Raw genomic sequence first — 15,616 nt, 5'->3', positions numbered from 1 at the left:
TTCGGGGTTTGCGCGACACCGAAAAAAATCACTTCAAGCCTGAATCAAACATCGGCCCAGCGGCGCAGCAAATTGTGATAAATGCCGGTCAGTTGCACGATCGACGCATGTCCCGCCACGTCCTGATTCAAACGCTGGATGGCCACGTCCATGTCAAGCAACAATGCGCGCTGGCTGTCTTCGCGCACCAGACTCTGCATCCAGAAAAACGAACTGATCCGCGCGCCACGTGTCACCGGATTCACCTTGTGCAGGCTGGTGCCGGGATACAGCACCATGTGCCCCGCGGGCAGCTTCACGGCGCGCGGCCCGTAGGTGTCATCGATGACAAGCTCGCCGCCATCGTAGGAATCAGGGTCCGAGAAGAACAGCGTGGCCGACAAGTCAGTGCGCACGCGCTCGGCCGTGCCGGTGATGCCGCGCACCGCGTTGTCGACGTGATAGCCAAAGGCTTCGCCGCCTTCATAGCGATTGAACAGCGGCGGGAATATCTTGCGCGGCAAGGCGGCCGACATGAACAGGTTGTTGGCGGCCAGCCGTTGCAGGATCAGGTTGCCCAGCTCTTGTGCCAACGGATGCTGCTCGGGCAACTGGCGGTTGCGCTTGACCTCGGCGGACTGGTAGCCCGCAGTGACCTTGCCATCCACCCACTCCGAGGCGTCCAGCCGCTGGCGGATATCCGCCGCCTCTTGCGGCGTGAATACATCTGCGATCTGTATAAGCATGTGCCTGATCCTTTGGCGGATTATCCCTTCAGGCAACCATTAAGCGCCTGATCGAAATCAAACAGCAGGTCGGCTTCGTCTTCGATGCCGACGGACACGCGGATCAGGCTGTCCGCGATGCCCATTTGTTTGCGGCGCTCGGCGCCCATCTCGTAATAGATGGTGTGCGCGGCGGGCAATGCCAGGCTGCGCGTGTCACCCAGGTGCGTAGCCATCAGCACGATGCGCAGGCGGTTCAGGAAATCGAAGCAGTCCACGCCTTCGGCAAGCTCCACACCCAACAGGCCGCCGAAGCGCGAGCCAAAAAGCGCCGCGGCGCGTGCATGCTGCGCGTGGCCGGCCAGGCCGGGGTAATGAACCTTGGCCACGCCGGGATGCTCATCCAGAAAGCGCGCCAGCGCCAGCGCGTTGGCGCAGTGCTTGGCCATGCGCAGCGCCAGCGTTTCAGCGCCCACGGCGATGCGGTGCGCGGGCTCGGCGGCCAACGTGCCGCCCATGTCGCGCAAGCCCTTCTTCTTGATCTGGGTCAGACCCCAACTGGTGGACGCCCCCTTGCGGTAGGCGTCGTAGATGTTGGAATAGTTGGCCCAGTCGTACAGGCCCGTATCCGTGACGGCGCCGCCCAGCGCGTTGCCGTGGCCGCCGATGTACTTCGACAGCGAATTCATCACCAGCGATGCATGCACGGTGGACGGGCGGAACATCCACGGCGACGTCAACGTGTTATCGACGACGTAGACCAGGCTTTTCTCGCGGCAGATTTCACCGATGACCGCCAGGTCGGCCACTTGCGTGCCCGGGTTGGCAATCGTTTCAGTGAAGACCATGCGCGTGTTGGGCTGGATCGCGGCGCGCACTTGCTCGGCGTCTGTTGCATCGACGAAGGTGATTTCGACACCCAGCTCCAGCAGCGTGCCAAGCAGGCTGTTGGTGTTGCCGAACACAAACTGGCTGGACACCAGATGATCGCCCCGACGCAGCAAGGTCGTGAAAATGGCGGACAACGCCGCCATGCCGGTGGCGAAGCTGACGGTGCCCTTGCCGCCTTCCATGTGGTTGATCTTGGCTTCCAGCGCCGTGGTCGTGGGCGTGCCCTGGCGCGCATAGGTAAAGCCCGCCTTGCCCTGGAATACCGCCGCCAGCTCGCGCGCGTCGTCGTAGGCGAATTCCGACGAGGGATGCATCGGCTTGTGCACCGCTCCGTGCTCGACGGATTGTTGGCGGTCGGAATGGAGGATCGTGGTGGTAAAGCCGTTCTGGTGCATGATGGGCAGACGCGTAAAGGGAAGAGCTACAAGGTAGTCGGGTCGGACAAGGTCAGGCTTGACGCTGGCGCACGGTTTCGTACAGGCACACGGCGCTGGCCACGCTGACGTTCAGGCTTTCAACCGAACCCAACATGGGGATGTTGACGAGCTGGTCGCAGGTTTCGCGGGTCAGGCGTCGCATGCCCTCGCCTTCGGCGCCCATGACCCACGCCATCGGCTGGCGGGCGTCAATCTTGTGCATGCTGTCGGTGGCCTGGTCATCGGTACCCACCAGCCACACGCCACGGTCTTTCAGGCTGCGCATGGTGCGCGCCAGGTTCGTGACCATCAGATAAGGCACGGTATCGGCCGCGCCGCACGCCACGCGCTGCACGGTGGCGTTCAAGCCGACGGCGCGGTCGCGCGGGGCAATCACGGCATGCACGCCCGCCGCATCGGCGGTGCGCAGGCAGGCGCCCAGATTGTGGGGGTCGGTCACGCCGTCCAGGATCAGCAGCAGCGGCGGGCCCTCGATAACGTCGAGCACTTCGTCCACATCCACCGCCAGTTGGCGCTCGTCGGCCAAGGCGACCACGCCCTGGTGCCGCGTTCCGCGCGACAGACCGTCCAGGCGTTCCATCGGCACGGGATGCACGCGGCGGCCCGCCTTTTCGGCCTGCTCGATGAACGTCTGCATGCGCTTGTCGCGGCGCGAGGCCTCGACATAGATTTCCTTGATTGAGTCGGGCGCGTGGCGCAGCCGCGCGACAACCGCGTGAAACCCGGCTAGAACTTGGGTCGACGCCATAGATGCAATACCTTTAGATAAACGAATACCCGCCCCAGAGGGGGCGGGCCACCGGACCAAGCCGGCCATCTGCGCAATGTTACCCCTTATGGCCGCGCCGCCCTACAGCGGGCGGGCCATAAAGGCGTCACAAAGCGCGTGTCAATGACGCTTGTGCGTCGCCTTTTTGGCGGGCGATGCGCGCTTGGACGCACGGGGCGGCTTGCCGGCCTTCTTGGCGTCGGCGCGGCGTTCCTTGGCGGTCTGGCCCTTCAGCGCGGCCGGCTTCGGGGCTGCCGCCTTCTTCACGCGGCGCACGGGCTCGTCGGGCCCACGGGCCGCCGCCTTGCGCAAGGCGTCGAAGCTGGTGCCCTGCACCAGGCGGAACTCAATGCGGCGCGCTTCGAGGTCGACGCGCGCCACCTGCACCTGGACCTTGTCGGTCAGGCGGTAGCGCATGCCGGTGCGCTCACCGCGCAACTCATGCAGCCCATCATTGAACTGGAAGTATTCGCCGCCAAGTTCAGACACGTGCACCAGCCCTTCGACGTGCAAGGTATCCAGCGTGACGAAGATACCGAAGCTGGCCACGCCGGTGACGGTGCCGCTGAAGTCTTCGCCCACGCGTTCCTTGACGAACCAGCACTTGAGCCAGGCCTCGACGTCGCGCGATGCTTCGTCGGCGCGGCGCTCGGTGGCCGACAACACCAGACCCATCTTTTCCCAGATGGCGTGCTCGTGTTCTTTCTGCGTGCGACCGATGACGACCGCGTGGTCATCCAGGCTGGGCACATAGCGCTGGCCGGCCAGCAAGGCCTTGATGACGCGATGGGTCAACAGATCGGGGTAGCGGCGAATGGGCGACGTGAAGTGGCTGTAGCCGGGGTAGGCCAAACCGAAGTGGCCCATGTTGTCAGGGCTGTAGACGGCCTGCTGCATGGAGCGCAGGCACATCGACTGCAACAGCTGGTAGTCGGGACGGCCGCGCACGGTGTCAAGGAAGTCACCGTAGTCCTTGGCCGTGGGCGTGTCGCCCCCGCCCAGCGACAAGCCCATCGTGCGCAGGAATTCACGCAGCGATTGCAGGCGTTCCGGCGTGGGCCCTTCGTGGATGCGGTACAGGCCGGGATGCTTGCTGCGCGTCATGAAGTCGGCCGCGCAGGTGTTGGCGGCCAGCATGCATTCTTCAATGAGCTTGTGGGCGTCGTTGCGCACGGACGGCACGATCTGTTCGATACGACCCAGTTCGTTGCAGACGATCTTGGTTTCGACGGTGTCGAAATCAATGGCGCCGCGCTTCTTGCGGCCTTGCACCAGCAGCTGGAACAGTTCGTACAGATGCTGCACATGCGGCATCACGCCGCGCATGGCCGCGGCGGCGGGGCCGCCCGGCTGCTGCAAGGCGGCCCAGATATTCGTGTACGTGGTGCGGGCATGCGAATGCATCACCGCGTTATAGAACTGGTAGGCGGTGACCGTGCCGGCCTTGGCGCCCGTGGCCGGAATGACCATGTCGCAGACCAGCACCAGGCGGTCGACGTCGGGGTTCAGCGAGCACAGGCCGTTGGACAGCGATTCGGGCAGCATCGGGATGACGCGGCGCGGGAAGTACACGCTGGTGCCGCGCTCGATGGCGTCGTCGTCCAGGGCGTCGCCGGGACGCACGTAATGGCTGACGTCGGCAATGGCGACCAACAGGCGCCAGCCTGGACGCTTGCGCTGGCTGGTGCCCAGTTCGACGGGCTCGCAATACACCGCATCGTCGAAGTCGCGCGCGTCTTCGCCGTCGATGGTGATCAGCGGCACGTCGCGCAGGTCGACGCGGTCTTTCAAGTCGGTTTTGCGGACAGTATCGGGGATGCGCGCGGCTTGCTTGCGAGCGGCTTCCGAGAATTCGACGGGCACGTCGAACTTGCGCACGGCGATCTCGATTTCCATGCCGGGGTCGTCGATTTCGCCCAGCACCTCGGCCACGCGGCCCAGGGGCTGCGTATGGCGCGTGGGCTGTTCCATGATTTCAACCGCAACCACTTGCCCATGCTGGGCGCCGTTGGTGTCGCTGGGCGGAATCAGGATGTCGTGTTTGATGCGTTGATCTTCGGGCACGACGATGGACAGGCCATGCTCGTGCAGAAAACGCCCCACCAGCTTATTGGTGCGGCGTTCAATGACTTCAACGATGGTGCCTTCGGGCTTGCCACGGTATTCGCCCGTGGGCTTGACCAGCACGCGGTCGCCATGCAGGACCTTGAGCATTTCGCGCGGCGACAGGAACAGGTCGGGGCCGCCGTCATCACGCAGCAGGAAACCGAACCCGTCACGGTGACCCAGCACCTTGCCGGCGACAAAATCCAATTTGGTCGCCAGCAACAAAACGCCCTTGCGATTGGGCATCAACTGGCCGTCGCGTTCCATGGCGCCCAGGCGGCGCTCGAAACCCACCATCGTCGCGGCTCGCTCAACGCCCATGCGTTCGGCCAGTTCCACCGGAGACAACGGCGAGCCCGCGGCTCGCAGTGCGGTCAGGATGGCTTCACGGGACGGGACATCGGGATCGAAGTCCGGCGGCGCTTCGGGCAAGGGTGTTGATCTGTTGTTTTTCGATTCGTTATTCGATCGTTTTGCCAAAGCTGAAAGTTCCGTATATAATGCGCAGCTTCTGTGGTTCGCCCAAGGCTGAACACTGAAGCAGAAATGGTCAGAAGGGGTTGAAAACCAAAGCGGTTGCTAACCCCAGGTCGAAAGACCCATTGTAAAACCAAGTGCGCTCAGGACGCATGTTTTAGTTAAGTTTTGGTTAAGTCAGTATGTTGAAAACAACGTACGCGCTTAATAGAACAGGGCTAAAACAATGCAACTAGAGCGGCAGCGTATCACAGTGTTCTGACAAGCATGTCTCAGTGCCCAGGTGGCGGAATTGGTAGACGCGCACGGTTCAGGTCCGTGTGCCGCAAGGTGTGGAGGTTCGAGTCCTCTCCTGGGCACCACGGAATTTAAATCGAACTTGCTTGCCGACTACGGTCGCGAACAAGTTGGATAGTAAAAATGCAGTAAAGACGGCCAAAGCAGTATCAGCAGTACTTGCAGTAAACCTGCTAGAGCTCATGGCTCTTACAGTGCCCAGGTGGCGGAATTGGTAGACGCGCACGGTTCAGGTCCGTGTGCCGAAAGGTGTGGAGGTTCGAGTCCTCTCCTGGGCACCACCCGCATAGATGACGAAGCCGCGTTGCGCGGATTCGATAGCAAGACAGAAAGCCCCGAACATCGGAAGATATTCGGGGCTTTTGCTTTGTTGTCGGTGTTTTTACTTGTCGCCGATTTAACTGCACGCCGGGCTATTTCATTTTGGTTCGGCTTTATGTTTCCGGGTCGCCAACGTGGCCGGTTTAGCTTGTTAATCGCCACGCCGATATGCCGGCTTCGCGGTATTAATCCCCTACCCTTTTTCATACCGCGCCCGCTTAGCGCCACGGCACCTTGCGCTGCAAATGATGGCGGGCGTACAGATCTTCACCCATGCCCTCGATCTGTCCGTCGATCAACGCCTCGAAGGGACGCAACAAGGCATCGACGTTCATGGGCGCTTCAATGGCGTTCAGGGCATGCGTGACCGCTTCGATTGTCGACAGCGCACCAGGAATATCGGCATGACGAACGCGATAGCGGGTCACCAAGCCGGCGGGCAACATCACGCGCGGCAGCGCAGCCAATTCGGGGTTGATATGCAGCAGCTTGCGCGCGTGGCCCCACGTGCCGTCCGGCACGATCAGTTGAATTGGCAGGTCCAGGTCTCGCCCATAACCGGGAGTCAGGACGTCGGCGGCCGGCCCCGGAAACAATAGGCGCGGCGTGTAGCCGGGCTCAGCCCAATCGCTGGTCGTAAAACGTTCGCCCACCACGCGGCGCGCGCCGGTCAAGCCCAGCACGGCCAGCCGGGCCGTGTTCAAGGCGTGGCGCGCTTCGCTTGGATGTTGAAGCACCACGACGCGGGTGCGGCATGACAAGGAAGGAATCAGCGCACACAGGCAATGGGATTCCGGACGCAGGCAGCGCGTGCAAAGGGTACGTGACATGGGGCGACACTATAGCGAAAGCCGCCAACGCCAGGCGCGCGAAAAAGTGAAAAAAAGGCAGGACACCCGCTTGCACACGCAAAAGAAAGTGTGCATAATCTCGCTTCTCTGCTGCTGAACAAGAAACGACGCGCAAGCGACGCAACACGTGAAGCATCAGCGCCCAGGTGGCGGAATTGGTAGACGCGCACGGTTCAGGTCCGTGTGCCGCAAGGTGTGGAGGTTCGAGTCCTCTCCTGGGCACCAATTATTACATCACGAGGTACCTGTCGTGATGCGCCAAGAAAAACCCCGATCGTGAAAACGACCGGGGTTTTTTCTTTTGCATGCGGCCGGCGTCAAGACAATACGCACGGCATTATGCGCCGCACTACTTCAGCTCGCGCGTCATCACGACGTGCGGAATTCCAGCTTCCACGAATTCCTCGCCTTCGACGACAAAGCCGTGCGCCTGATAGAAGCCGGCGGCATGCGTCTGCGCATGCAACACCAGCATGCGGTGGCCATCGCCATGGCCCTGCTCGATCAGGGCATCCAGCAACAGCCCGCCCACGCCCATGCCGCGCGCCCGCTTCTGCACGGCCATGCGGCCGATGTGCCCGTCGGGCAGCAAGCGCCCCGTACCCATTGGCGTGCCGTCCGGCCCGTACGCCACGGCGTGCACCGATAGCGCGTCGTCGTCATCCAGCTCAACCTCGGGCGGCACCTTTTGCTCGACGACGAATACCTCGTAGCGAACCGCACTGGCGTCTTCGCGCAGCCGGTCCCAGGTGCCCAATGCAATACGCACCGCTGATTTTTTTTGGGTCGACATCTTCATTTCCCTCGCGAGCGGCAATCAACAATAAATATCCTACGCCGCATTCTCAAGCGGGAATGATACCGGCACGAAAAGGGGTACGATCGCGGCTTGCCCCCGTTGCCCGCATCCAACATGACACCCGCCGCTCCGCCCTGGTTGAAAGCCGCTCCCGCGCTTTTCCTGTTGCTGTGGTCTAGCGGTTTCGTCGTGTTGAAAATCGGTCTGGCCTATGCCGACCCGCTGACGTTCCTGGCCGTGCGCTACGCCTGCGTGGTGCTGATCCTGGCGCCGTTCATGCTGGTGCTGCGTCCCGCCTTGCCCCGTGGCGCGCGCGCCTGGGGGCATCTGGCGATGGTGGGCCTGCTGCTGCAAGCCGGCTATTTCTGCTGCACCTATCTATCGCTGAAACTGGGCATGTCAGCCGGCGGGCTGGCCCTGATCGCGTCATTGCAACCCATCCTGATCGGCCTGCTGGCCCCATTGATCGCTCACGAGCGCGTCGACGCGCGGCGCTGGGCCGGGCTGGGGCTGGGCGTGGCGGGCGCTGTGCTGGTGATCGTGGCCAAGGCATCCATCGACGTGCTGGCGCCACTGGGGCTGCTGTTCGCCGTTGGCGCGCTGCTTTGCATCACCAGCGGCACGCTTTACGAAAAGCGTTTTGGCGTGGCCACGCATCCGGTCACGTCCAACCTGCTGCAATACGCCGTCGGCCTGGCAGTGACCGCGCCGCTGGCATTCTGGCTGGAACCCATGCGCATCGAATGGACCGGTCCGCTGCTTGCCGCGCTGGTTTATCTCGTAGTGGGCAATTCGCTGGTGGCCATCACCTTGTTGTTGACCATGATCCGCCACGGTGAAGCGTCCCGCGTGTCGGCCCTTTTCTTCATGGTGCCGCCTTGCACCGCCGTGTTTGCGTTGATGGCCCTGGGCGAACCGATACCCATGTTGGCGTGGCCCGGCATGGCGCTGGCCGCCCTTGGCATCCTGCTGGTCACCCGCAACCCGCGCCCGCGCCAAGTAGAATGAGCGCCTTCCCGCGCCCACGCCCCCATCCCCACCGATGAACGCCGTCATTACCGCCGCCCTGCCGGTCTTTGCGCTGATCCTGACCGGCTGGCTGGCCGCCCGCGGCAAGGTGCTGGGACCCGGCGCCACCGACGCGCTGAACCGCTATGTCGTCTACCTGTCGCTGCCGGCGCTGCTGTTTCGGGCAATGACGCAGGTAGACCTGACGCACATGGCGCATTGGGGTTTTGTCGCCGCCTTCGCGGGCGGCATCGCCGTGACCTTCCTGGTGTCTTTCCTGCCCGGCCGTGGCGGGCGCCGCGCACTGACCGACCGCAGCATCGAAGGCCTGGCCGCGTCGTATGCAAATGCCGGCTACATGGGCATCCCGCTGTGCGTGGCGCTGTTCGGCGCGGAAAGCCTGGCGCCGGCCGCCTTCACCACCCTGCTGACCGCCAGCGTGCTGTTTGGCTTTGCCATCGCGCTGATCGAATTCGACCGGCAACAAGCCCCGAACCCCGCCGCCACGCTGTTCAAGGTAGGCCGCTCCTTGATGCGCAACCCCTTGCTGGCCGCGCCGGTCCTCGGGCTGGCATGGGCCGCCACCGGCCTGACCCTGCCCGAAGGCATAGACCGCTACGTCGCGCTGCTGGGCGCGTCCGCCAGCCCCTGCGCGCTGGTCACCATCGGCCTGTTCCTGGCGCAGACTGAAACCGCCACCGCCGGCCCCGGCGTGCTGCGCCTGGTGACCGGGAAGTTGTTGCTGCAACCGGCCGTCACCGCGGTGCTGGCCTTTTACGTTTTTTCGATGCCACCGCTGTGGGCATGGACGGCCGTGCTGATGAGCGCGCTGCCCATCGGCACCGGCCCCTTCATGCTGGCCAAGATGTACGGGCGCGATGCCCGCCTGACTTCGCGCGCCATCCTGGTTTCCACCGTCGCCTCCGTGTTGACCGTCAGCCTGCTGGTCGCGTGGATCAGTGCCCACCCCATTTCTTGATTGATCGTCATGCTGCTTGCCGCCGCCATCTTCATTCTTACCATCACGCTGGTCATCTGGCAGCCGAGAGGCTTGTCCATAGGCTGGAGCGCCGTCATCGGCGCTGGCCTGGCGCTGGCCACGGGCGTGGTGCACCTGGCTGACATCGCGGACGTCTGGCGCATTGTCTGGAACGCCACCGCCACCTTTATCGCCATCATCGTCACCAGCCTGATCCTGGACGAAGCCGGCTTCTTTGAATGGTCGGCCTTGCACGTCGCGCGTTGGGGCGGCGGGCGCGGACGGCTGCTGTTTGTGTTGATCGTGCTGCTGGGCGCGGCGGTGTCGGCGCTGTTCGCCAATGACGGCGCAGCGCTGATCCTGACGCCTATCGTCATGGAAATGCTGCTTGCGCTGGGCTTCGGGCCGGGCGCGTCACTGGCCTTTGTGATGGCGGCGGGGTTTATTGCCGACACGGGCAGCATCGCGCTCATTGTCTCGAATCTGGTGAACATCGTGTCGGCCGATTTCTTCGGCATCGGCTTTGGCGAATATGCGTCGGTGATGCTGCCCGTCAACCTGATGGCCGTGGGCTCCACGCTGGTGGTGCTGCTGCTGTTTTTCCGCAAGAGCATTCCGCCGCGCTACGACGTCAGCCAATTGCCGAGCCCGGCGTCCGCCATTCGCGACCCCATCACCTTTCGTGCCGGCTGGATCGTGCTGGCCTTGCTGCTTGCCGGCTTCTTCGTGCTGGAGCCCATGGGCATTCCGGTCAGCGCCATCGCCGCGGCCGGTGCGTTGGGCCTGCTGGTCATCGCCGGCCGCCAGCACATCGTGGGCACGCGCAAGATCATGCGCGAGGCGCCCTGGCACATCGTGATTTTTTCCTTGGGCATGTACCTGGTCGTCTACGGCCTGCGCAACGCCGGCCTGACCGCGCATCTGGCGCAGGTGCTGGACCGCTGCGCCGAATACGGACTGTGGGGCGCGGCGATGGGCACGGGCCTGATCACCGCGTTCCTGTCGTCCATCATGAACAACCTGCCCACGGTGCTGGTGGGCGCGCTGTCCATTGCGGACACCAGCGCCACCGGTCCGCTGAAAGACGCCATGATCTACGCCAACATCATCGGCAGCGACCTGGGGCCGAAAATCACGCCGATCGGCAGCCTGGCGACGCTGCTCTGGCTGCATGTGCTGGCGCGCAAAGGGCTGCGGATCACGTGGGGCTATTACTTCAAGGTGGGCATTGTGCTGACGTTGCCGGTACTGCTGCTGACGCTGGCCGCGCTGGTATGGCGGCTGCAATAGCGCAGCGACTGCCCCTCTGCTTTTAATAACTTTTAGTTATTACGCAAGCACAAATAGATGGTTTGAGCCATTAAACCGCCGCCGTAAACTTTCAAGCATCTCCACGGGCGCCCCTACACGCGCCCGTTTGCTTTGAACCGATTCAATCCCCCCGGGATGCCCCATGAGTTCCAACGCCTCGACCTTGCCCCTGCCCTCGGCCCTGCCGCCACTGCACATCAACCGCAAGCCCTTGTGGATTGCGCTGCTGCTGTTGCTGGCCGGCGCGCTCTATCTGCTTCAAACCGTCAGCTGGCGCCAAGGTGCGCTGTGGGTGATTGGCGCTCTGCTGGGCGTCACGCTGTATCACGCATCTTTCGGCTTTACGCAGGCTTGGCGCGTGTTCGTGTCCGACCGCCGCGGCGCGGGCCTGCGCGCGCAGATGCTGATGTTGGGCGTGGGCGTGCTGCTGTTCTTCCCGTTCCTGGCCGCCGGCACGCTGTTCGGCCAACCCGTCACCGGCTTCGTATCGCCCCCGGGCGTGTCCGTGGTGCTGGGCGCGTTCCTGTTCGGCATCGGCATGCAGCTGGGCGGCGGTTGCGCGTCGGGCACGCTGTTCGCCGTGGGCGGCGGCAACACGCGCATGCTGGTCACGCTGCTGTTCTTCATTGTGGGCTCGGTCGTTGCCACGGCCAATTTCAGCTGGTGGTCGACGCTGCCCGCATTGGCGCCCACATCGTTGATCAAGACCTGGGGCCTGGCGCCCGCGTTGATTGCCAACCTGGTGGTTTTTGCCTTGATCGCCTGGGGTACCACCGCGCTTGAAAAGCGTCGCCACGGCCACGTGATTTCCTTTGCCTCGCGCACCTCGCGCCCCGTTTCCCTGCTGCAAGGCCCGTGGCCGCTGATCTGGGGCGGCGTTGCGCTGGTCGTGTTGAACTTCGCCACGCTGGCGCTGGCCGGCCGCCCGTGGGGCATCACATCCGCCTTTGCCTTGTGGGGCGCCAAAGCCTTGAACGCTGTCAGCGGCGATGTGGCCAGCTGGACGTACTGGAGCAAGCAGCCTTCGCTGGGCGCGCCGTTGCGCCAGGACGTCACCACCGTCATGGACATCGGCCTGATGCTGGGCGCCCTGGCCGCCGCCAGCGCCGCCGGTAAATTTGCCCCCGTCTGGAAGGTGCCCGCACGCTCGCTGGCCGGCGCCGTCATCGGCGGGCTGTTGCTGGGATATGGCGCTCGCTTGGCCTTCGGCTGCAACATCGGCGCGTACTTCAGCGGCATCCTGTCGGGCAGCCTGCATGCCTGGCTGTGGCTGCCGGCCGCCTTCGCGGGCAGCGCGCTGGGCGTGCGCTTGCGCCCCGCCTTCGGCCTGGCCGTCGAGAAAACGCCCCCGGCTTCCAGCTGCTGACGGCCCGCTGCTGAAAAACTGTGTTCCACGCATCGCCCCCTTTTCAGGGGGCTTTTCTTTTTTCCGCCGCGCCGGCTGGTGTATGGTGGCGTCACTTGCGCACCCCGGAGAGAACATGAGCTGGATGCTTGGCCGTTACACGGCCTTTTTATTGACCCTTGCCGGCGCTGCCGTCACCGCTTTCCTGGCGGCTACCGATTCACTGTGGTGGCTATGGGCCGCCGTTCCGCTGGCGATGCTGGGCGCGCTTGGCGTCTACGACCTGATCCAGACGCGCCACGCCATCCGGCGCAACTATCCCGTCATCGGCAACCTGCGCTTTCTGTTCGAGTTCATCCGACCCGAGATCCGCCAGTATTTCCTGGAAGACGACACGCAGGCCGCGCCCTTCTCGCGCGCGCAACGTTCCATTGTTTATCAGCGCGCCAAGCGCGAAATCGACAAGCGCCCCTTCGGCACGCAGGAAGACGTGTACGGCGACCGCTACGAATGGATCAACCATTCCATGTCGCCCTCGCACATCAATGACACGGACTTTCGTGTCACGGTGGGCGGCCCGGACTGCACGCAGCCCTATTCGATGTCTGCCTTCAACGTGTCGGCCATGAGCTTTGGCGCGCTGTCGGCCAACGCCGTGCTGGCATTGAACGAAGGCGCGCGCCAAGGGGATTTTGCGCACGACACTGGCGAAGGCGGCATCAGCCGCTACCACCGCCAGCCGGGGGGCAGCCTGGTGTGGAACATCGGGTCGGGTTACTTCGGATGCCGCGACGAACAGGGGGCATTCTCCGAAGAAGCTTTCATCAAGAACGCCTGTACGCCGCAGGTGAAGATGATTGAAATCAAGCTGTCGCAGGGCGCCAAGCCCGGCCACGGCGGTATCTTGCCCGCCGGCAAGGTCACGCCTGAAATCGCCGAGGCACGCGGCGTGGCCGCGTGGCAGGATTGCAATTCCCCAGCCAGCCATTCGGCTTTCGACACGCCTATCGGCTTGATGAAATTCGTGGCGCGGCTACGAGAACTGTCGGGCGGCAAACCGGTAGGATTCAAGTTCTGCGTGGGCCACCCCTGGGAATGGTTCGCCATCGTCAAGGCCATGCTGGAAACCGGCATCACGCCGGATTTCATCGTGGTGGACGGCGCGGAAGGCGGCACGGGCGCGGCGCCGGTTGAATTCGTGGACCACGTAGGCACGCCGCTACGCGAAGCGTTGCGCCTGGTGCACAACACCTTGATCGGCGTAAACCTGCGCGACCGCATCAAGATCGGCGCATCCGGAAAAATCATTACGGCCTTCGACATGGCACGCGTCATGGCGATGGGCGCCGACTGGTGCAATGCGGCTCGCGGTTTCATGTTCGCCATCGGTTGCATCCAGGCTCAGGCCTGCCATACCGGCAAATGCCCCACCGGCGTCACCACACAAGACCCGCTGCGCCAGCGCGCGCTGGTGGTGCCCGACAAGGCGCAGCGCGTGGCCAACTTTCATCGCAATACGCTGCATGCGCTGGCCGAGCTTCTGGCGGCGGCGGGCCTGACGCACCCGGGCCAACTGCGCCCGCATCACATCGCACGCCGCATCTCGTCCAGCGAAATCCGTTTGTTGTCGGCGCTGTTTCCGGAGTTGGCGCCAGGTGAACTGCTGCGAGGCGAATTCCGGCATCAGGTGTTTCGCGTGGGCTGGGCCATGGCCCAGGCGCAATCGTTCCAACCCACGCAAGACATCACCACGGCGCTGGCCGAGCACCGCGCCTAGCCACGCAGCGCTGACCGCTTGAGACAGCTAGGGCCGATGTTCGAACGCGGGCGCTACAGCCAGCGTTCGAACATCCGCGAAAAGAACTCCATGAACCGATCGTCCACCCCACGCTGCCGCCAGGTTTCCGGGGTGATGGGCACGGAATCGGCAACGTCGCGCTGGAACAACGCTTCCATTTCGCCGGCGAACTCCGGGCCCAGCACGACCGCGTTGATCTCGTAGTTCAGCGCGAAACTGCGCCAGTCCATATTGCTGGACCCCACCGTGGACCAGACGCCGTCCACCACCGCCGTCTTGGCATGCAACAAGGCATCGCGGCGCTCGTAGAGCTTGACGCCGGCTTCCAGCAGATCGGTGTAATGCGAGCGGCCGGCGTTAAAGACCAGCGACGAATCGCTGAACCCCGGCAACACCAACACCACATCGACACCGCGCCGCGCGGCGGCCGACAACACGTCGATAAAGGCCGGGTCGGGCACGAAGTACGCCATGGTGATGTGGATGGATTTCTGCGCGCTTTCAAATGCCGACATCAGCGTCAGATAGACGGTATAGCCGTCGCTGCGATCGGGTTGATTCGCCAGGATGCGCACGGTGGTCGACCCCGTCGGCGGCGCGACATGCGTGCCGCCGCCCTTGATCGGTTCATCCGATTGCGACGCCCAGCCCGCCTGAATCACCTGTTCCAGCTGCGCCACGGCCGGCCCTTCGATGCGCAAGTGCGTATCGCGCCATGGCGCGGCCTTGGCATCGCCCTTGGCCTTCGGGCCGTCTTGTTTTGCATCATCGGGCTTGGCATCAGCCTCTTTACCCGCGCCGCTGCCCGAGCCGCCACTGGATTTACCACCCGACCCGGGGGTCGAGCCCGAGGCCGATCCCGGCGACGACTCATAAACGCTGCTGACATTGATGCCGCCCAGGTAGCCGACCTTGCCGTCAACCACCAGCACCTTGCGGTGATTACGCTGGTTCGGTGACCACCCCGCGCGCGCGGCGACCGGGTTGACGGGGTTGAACACCGCCACCTGAACGCCTGCGTCGCGCAAGCGTTGAAACAGGGCGTCGGGCGTCTTGATGGTGCCCACCGCGTCGACCATCAAAGACACTTCGGCGCCGCGATTGCGCGCGGCGATAAGCGCCTCGGCAAAGCGCGCGCCTTCGGCATCGTCTTCAAAAATATAGGTCTCCATGTGCACATAGCGGCGCGCCTGTGCAATGGATTTCAGCATCGCTTGATAGGTCGTGGGCCCGTCGGCCAGCAACTTGACCTGATTGCCGGGCGACAGAGGCGCGCCGCTGACGGCTTGCTCGACCGCCAGGTGACGCGCCAGGAAATCATCCTTCGGCGTGTTGGGGTCGGCAACAATGCCTTGTCCGCGCCGGTAGCTTTCGCGTGCGGCCTCGGCGGACAGCCCGGCCTGTTCTTTACGGGCCTGGCGTTCATCGGCGTCCGGCACGCGGGCGCAGGCCGCCAGCAGCGTGGCCGCGCACGCCAGCACCAATGCGTGCGCCCAACGACGCGCGCCGGGCAGCCACGAAGG

The 15,616-nt window shown here is 63.9% G+C and carries 12 protein-coding genes and 3 tRNA genes; 8 read left to right on the top strand and 7 right to left on the bottom strand.

Features of this window, described 5'->3' with window-relative positions; genetic code table 11:
* Nucleotides 1-44 precede the first annotated feature (44 nt).
* The 4 genes from AC6LJY_RS18640 to rnr all read right to left on the bottom strand — a co-directional run bounded on the left by AC6LJY_RS18640 (nt 45) and on the right by rnr (nt 5,387).
* On the bottom strand, nt 45-725 hold the full coding sequence (locus tag AC6LJY_RS18640) for a Fe2+-dependent dioxygenase (protein WP_314364616.1): 681 nt from the start codon (nt 723-725) through the stop codon (nt 45-47).
* Between the two features lie 20 nt (nt 726-745).
* Nucleotides 746-1,990: a cystathionine gamma-synthase family protein gene (locus tag AC6LJY_RS18635; protein ID WP_498136527.1), complete on the bottom strand. Its 1,245-nt coding sequence runs from the start codon at nt 1,988-1,990 to the stop codon at nt 746-748.
* Between the two features lie 52 nt (nt 1,991-2,042).
* Nucleotides 2,043-2,780, bottom strand: a complete 738-nt coding sequence (gene rlmB, locus AC6LJY_RS18630) for a 23S rRNA (guanosine(2251)-2'-O)-methyltransferase RlmB (protein WP_046805500.1) — start codon at nt 2,778-2,780, stop codon at nt 2,043-2,045.
* Nucleotides 2,781-2,921: 141 nt separating this feature from the next.
* Complete coding sequence (gene rnr, locus AC6LJY_RS18625; protein ID WP_498136526.1) at nt 2,922-5,387, bottom strand: ribonuclease R; 2,466 nt, start codon at nt 5,385-5,387, stop codon at nt 2,922-2,924.
* 274 nt (nt 5,388-5,661) lie between these two features.
* Between rnr and AC6LJY_RS18620 the strand changes: the two genes are divergently transcribed.
* Both AC6LJY_RS18620 and AC6LJY_RS18615 read left to right on the top strand, forming a co-directional pair.
* A tRNA-Leu gene (locus AC6LJY_RS18620) sits at nt 5,662-5,746 on the top strand.
* 131 nt (nt 5,747-5,877) lie between these two features.
* A tRNA-Leu gene (locus tag AC6LJY_RS18615) sits at nt 5,878-5,962 on the top strand.
* A 258-nt stretch (nt 5,963-6,220) separates the two neighbouring features.
* Here the strand turns inward: AC6LJY_RS18615 and AC6LJY_RS18610 are convergent.
* Entirely contained in the window at nt 6,221-6,832 is a 612-nt protein-coding gene (locus AC6LJY_RS18610) for a tRNA-uridine aminocarboxypropyltransferase (protein WP_498136525.1), read from the bottom strand.
* A 161-nt stretch (nt 6,833-6,993) separates the two neighbouring features.
* Between AC6LJY_RS18610 and AC6LJY_RS18605 the strand changes: the two genes are divergently transcribed.
* Nucleotides 6,994-7,078, top strand: a tRNA-Leu gene (locus AC6LJY_RS18605).
* 124 nt (nt 7,079-7,202) lie between these two features.
* On the opposite strand, the gene AC6LJY_RS18600 is transcribed toward AC6LJY_RS18605, so the two are convergent.
* The gene (locus AC6LJY_RS18600) at nt 7,203-7,646 is read right to left on the bottom strand and encodes a GNAT family N-acetyltransferase (RefSeq protein ID WP_046805555.1); all 444 of its coding nucleotides are present in this window, start codon (nt 7,644-7,646) and stop codon (nt 7,203-7,205) included.
* Nucleotides 7,647-7,766: 120 nt separating this feature from the next.
* On the opposite strand from AC6LJY_RS18600, the gene AC6LJY_RS18595 reads away from it, so the two are divergent.
* From AC6LJY_RS18595 to AC6LJY_RS18575, 5 genes are all read left to right on the top strand, one after another.
* A complete protein-coding gene (locus tag AC6LJY_RS18595) occupies nt 7,767-8,660 on the top strand; it encodes a DMT family transporter (protein ID WP_046805556.1) in 894 nt (297 codons plus the stop codon).
* 34 nt (nt 8,661-8,694) lie between these two features.
* Nucleotides 8,695-9,639 carry an AEC family transporter gene (locus tag AC6LJY_RS18590; protein ID WP_498136524.1) on the top strand — a complete coding sequence of 315 codons (945 nt, stop codon included), beginning with the start codon at nt 8,695-8,697 and terminating at the stop codon, nt 9,637-9,639.
* A gap of 9 nt (nt 9,640-9,648) precedes the next feature.
* Nucleotides 9,649-10,929, top strand: a complete 1,281-nt coding sequence (locus tag AC6LJY_RS18585) for an arsenic transporter (RefSeq protein WP_498136523.1) — start codon at nt 9,649-9,651, stop codon at nt 10,927-10,929.
* A 163-nt stretch (nt 10,930-11,092) separates the two neighbouring features.
* Nucleotides 11,093-12,316, top strand: coding sequence for a YeeE/YedE family protein (locus tag AC6LJY_RS18580; RefSeq protein ID WP_498136522.1), 1,224 nt, complete (start codon nt 11,093-11,095; stop codon nt 12,314-12,316).
* A gap of 115 nt (nt 12,317-12,431) precedes the next feature.
* Nucleotides 12,432-14,072 (top strand): FMN-binding glutamate synthase family protein, encoded by a 1,641-nt coding sequence (locus tag AC6LJY_RS18575; protein WP_046805505.1) that lies wholly within the window; start codon nt 12,432-12,434, stop codon nt 14,070-14,072.
* A gap of 53 nt (nt 14,073-14,125) precedes the next feature.
* On the opposite strand, the gene AC6LJY_RS18570 is transcribed toward AC6LJY_RS18575, so the two are convergent.
* On the bottom strand, nt 14,126-15,607 hold the full coding sequence (locus tag AC6LJY_RS18570; protein ID WP_498136542.1) for a phospholipase D-like domain-containing protein: 1,482 nt from the start codon (nt 15,605-15,607) through the stop codon (nt 14,126-14,128).
* Between the last annotated feature and the right edge of the window lie 9 nt (nt 15,608-15,616).

This window comes from Achromobacter sp. RT286_PF (assembly GCF_059760425.1).
This window is presented reverse-complemented; position numbering and strand designations above follow the sequence as displayed.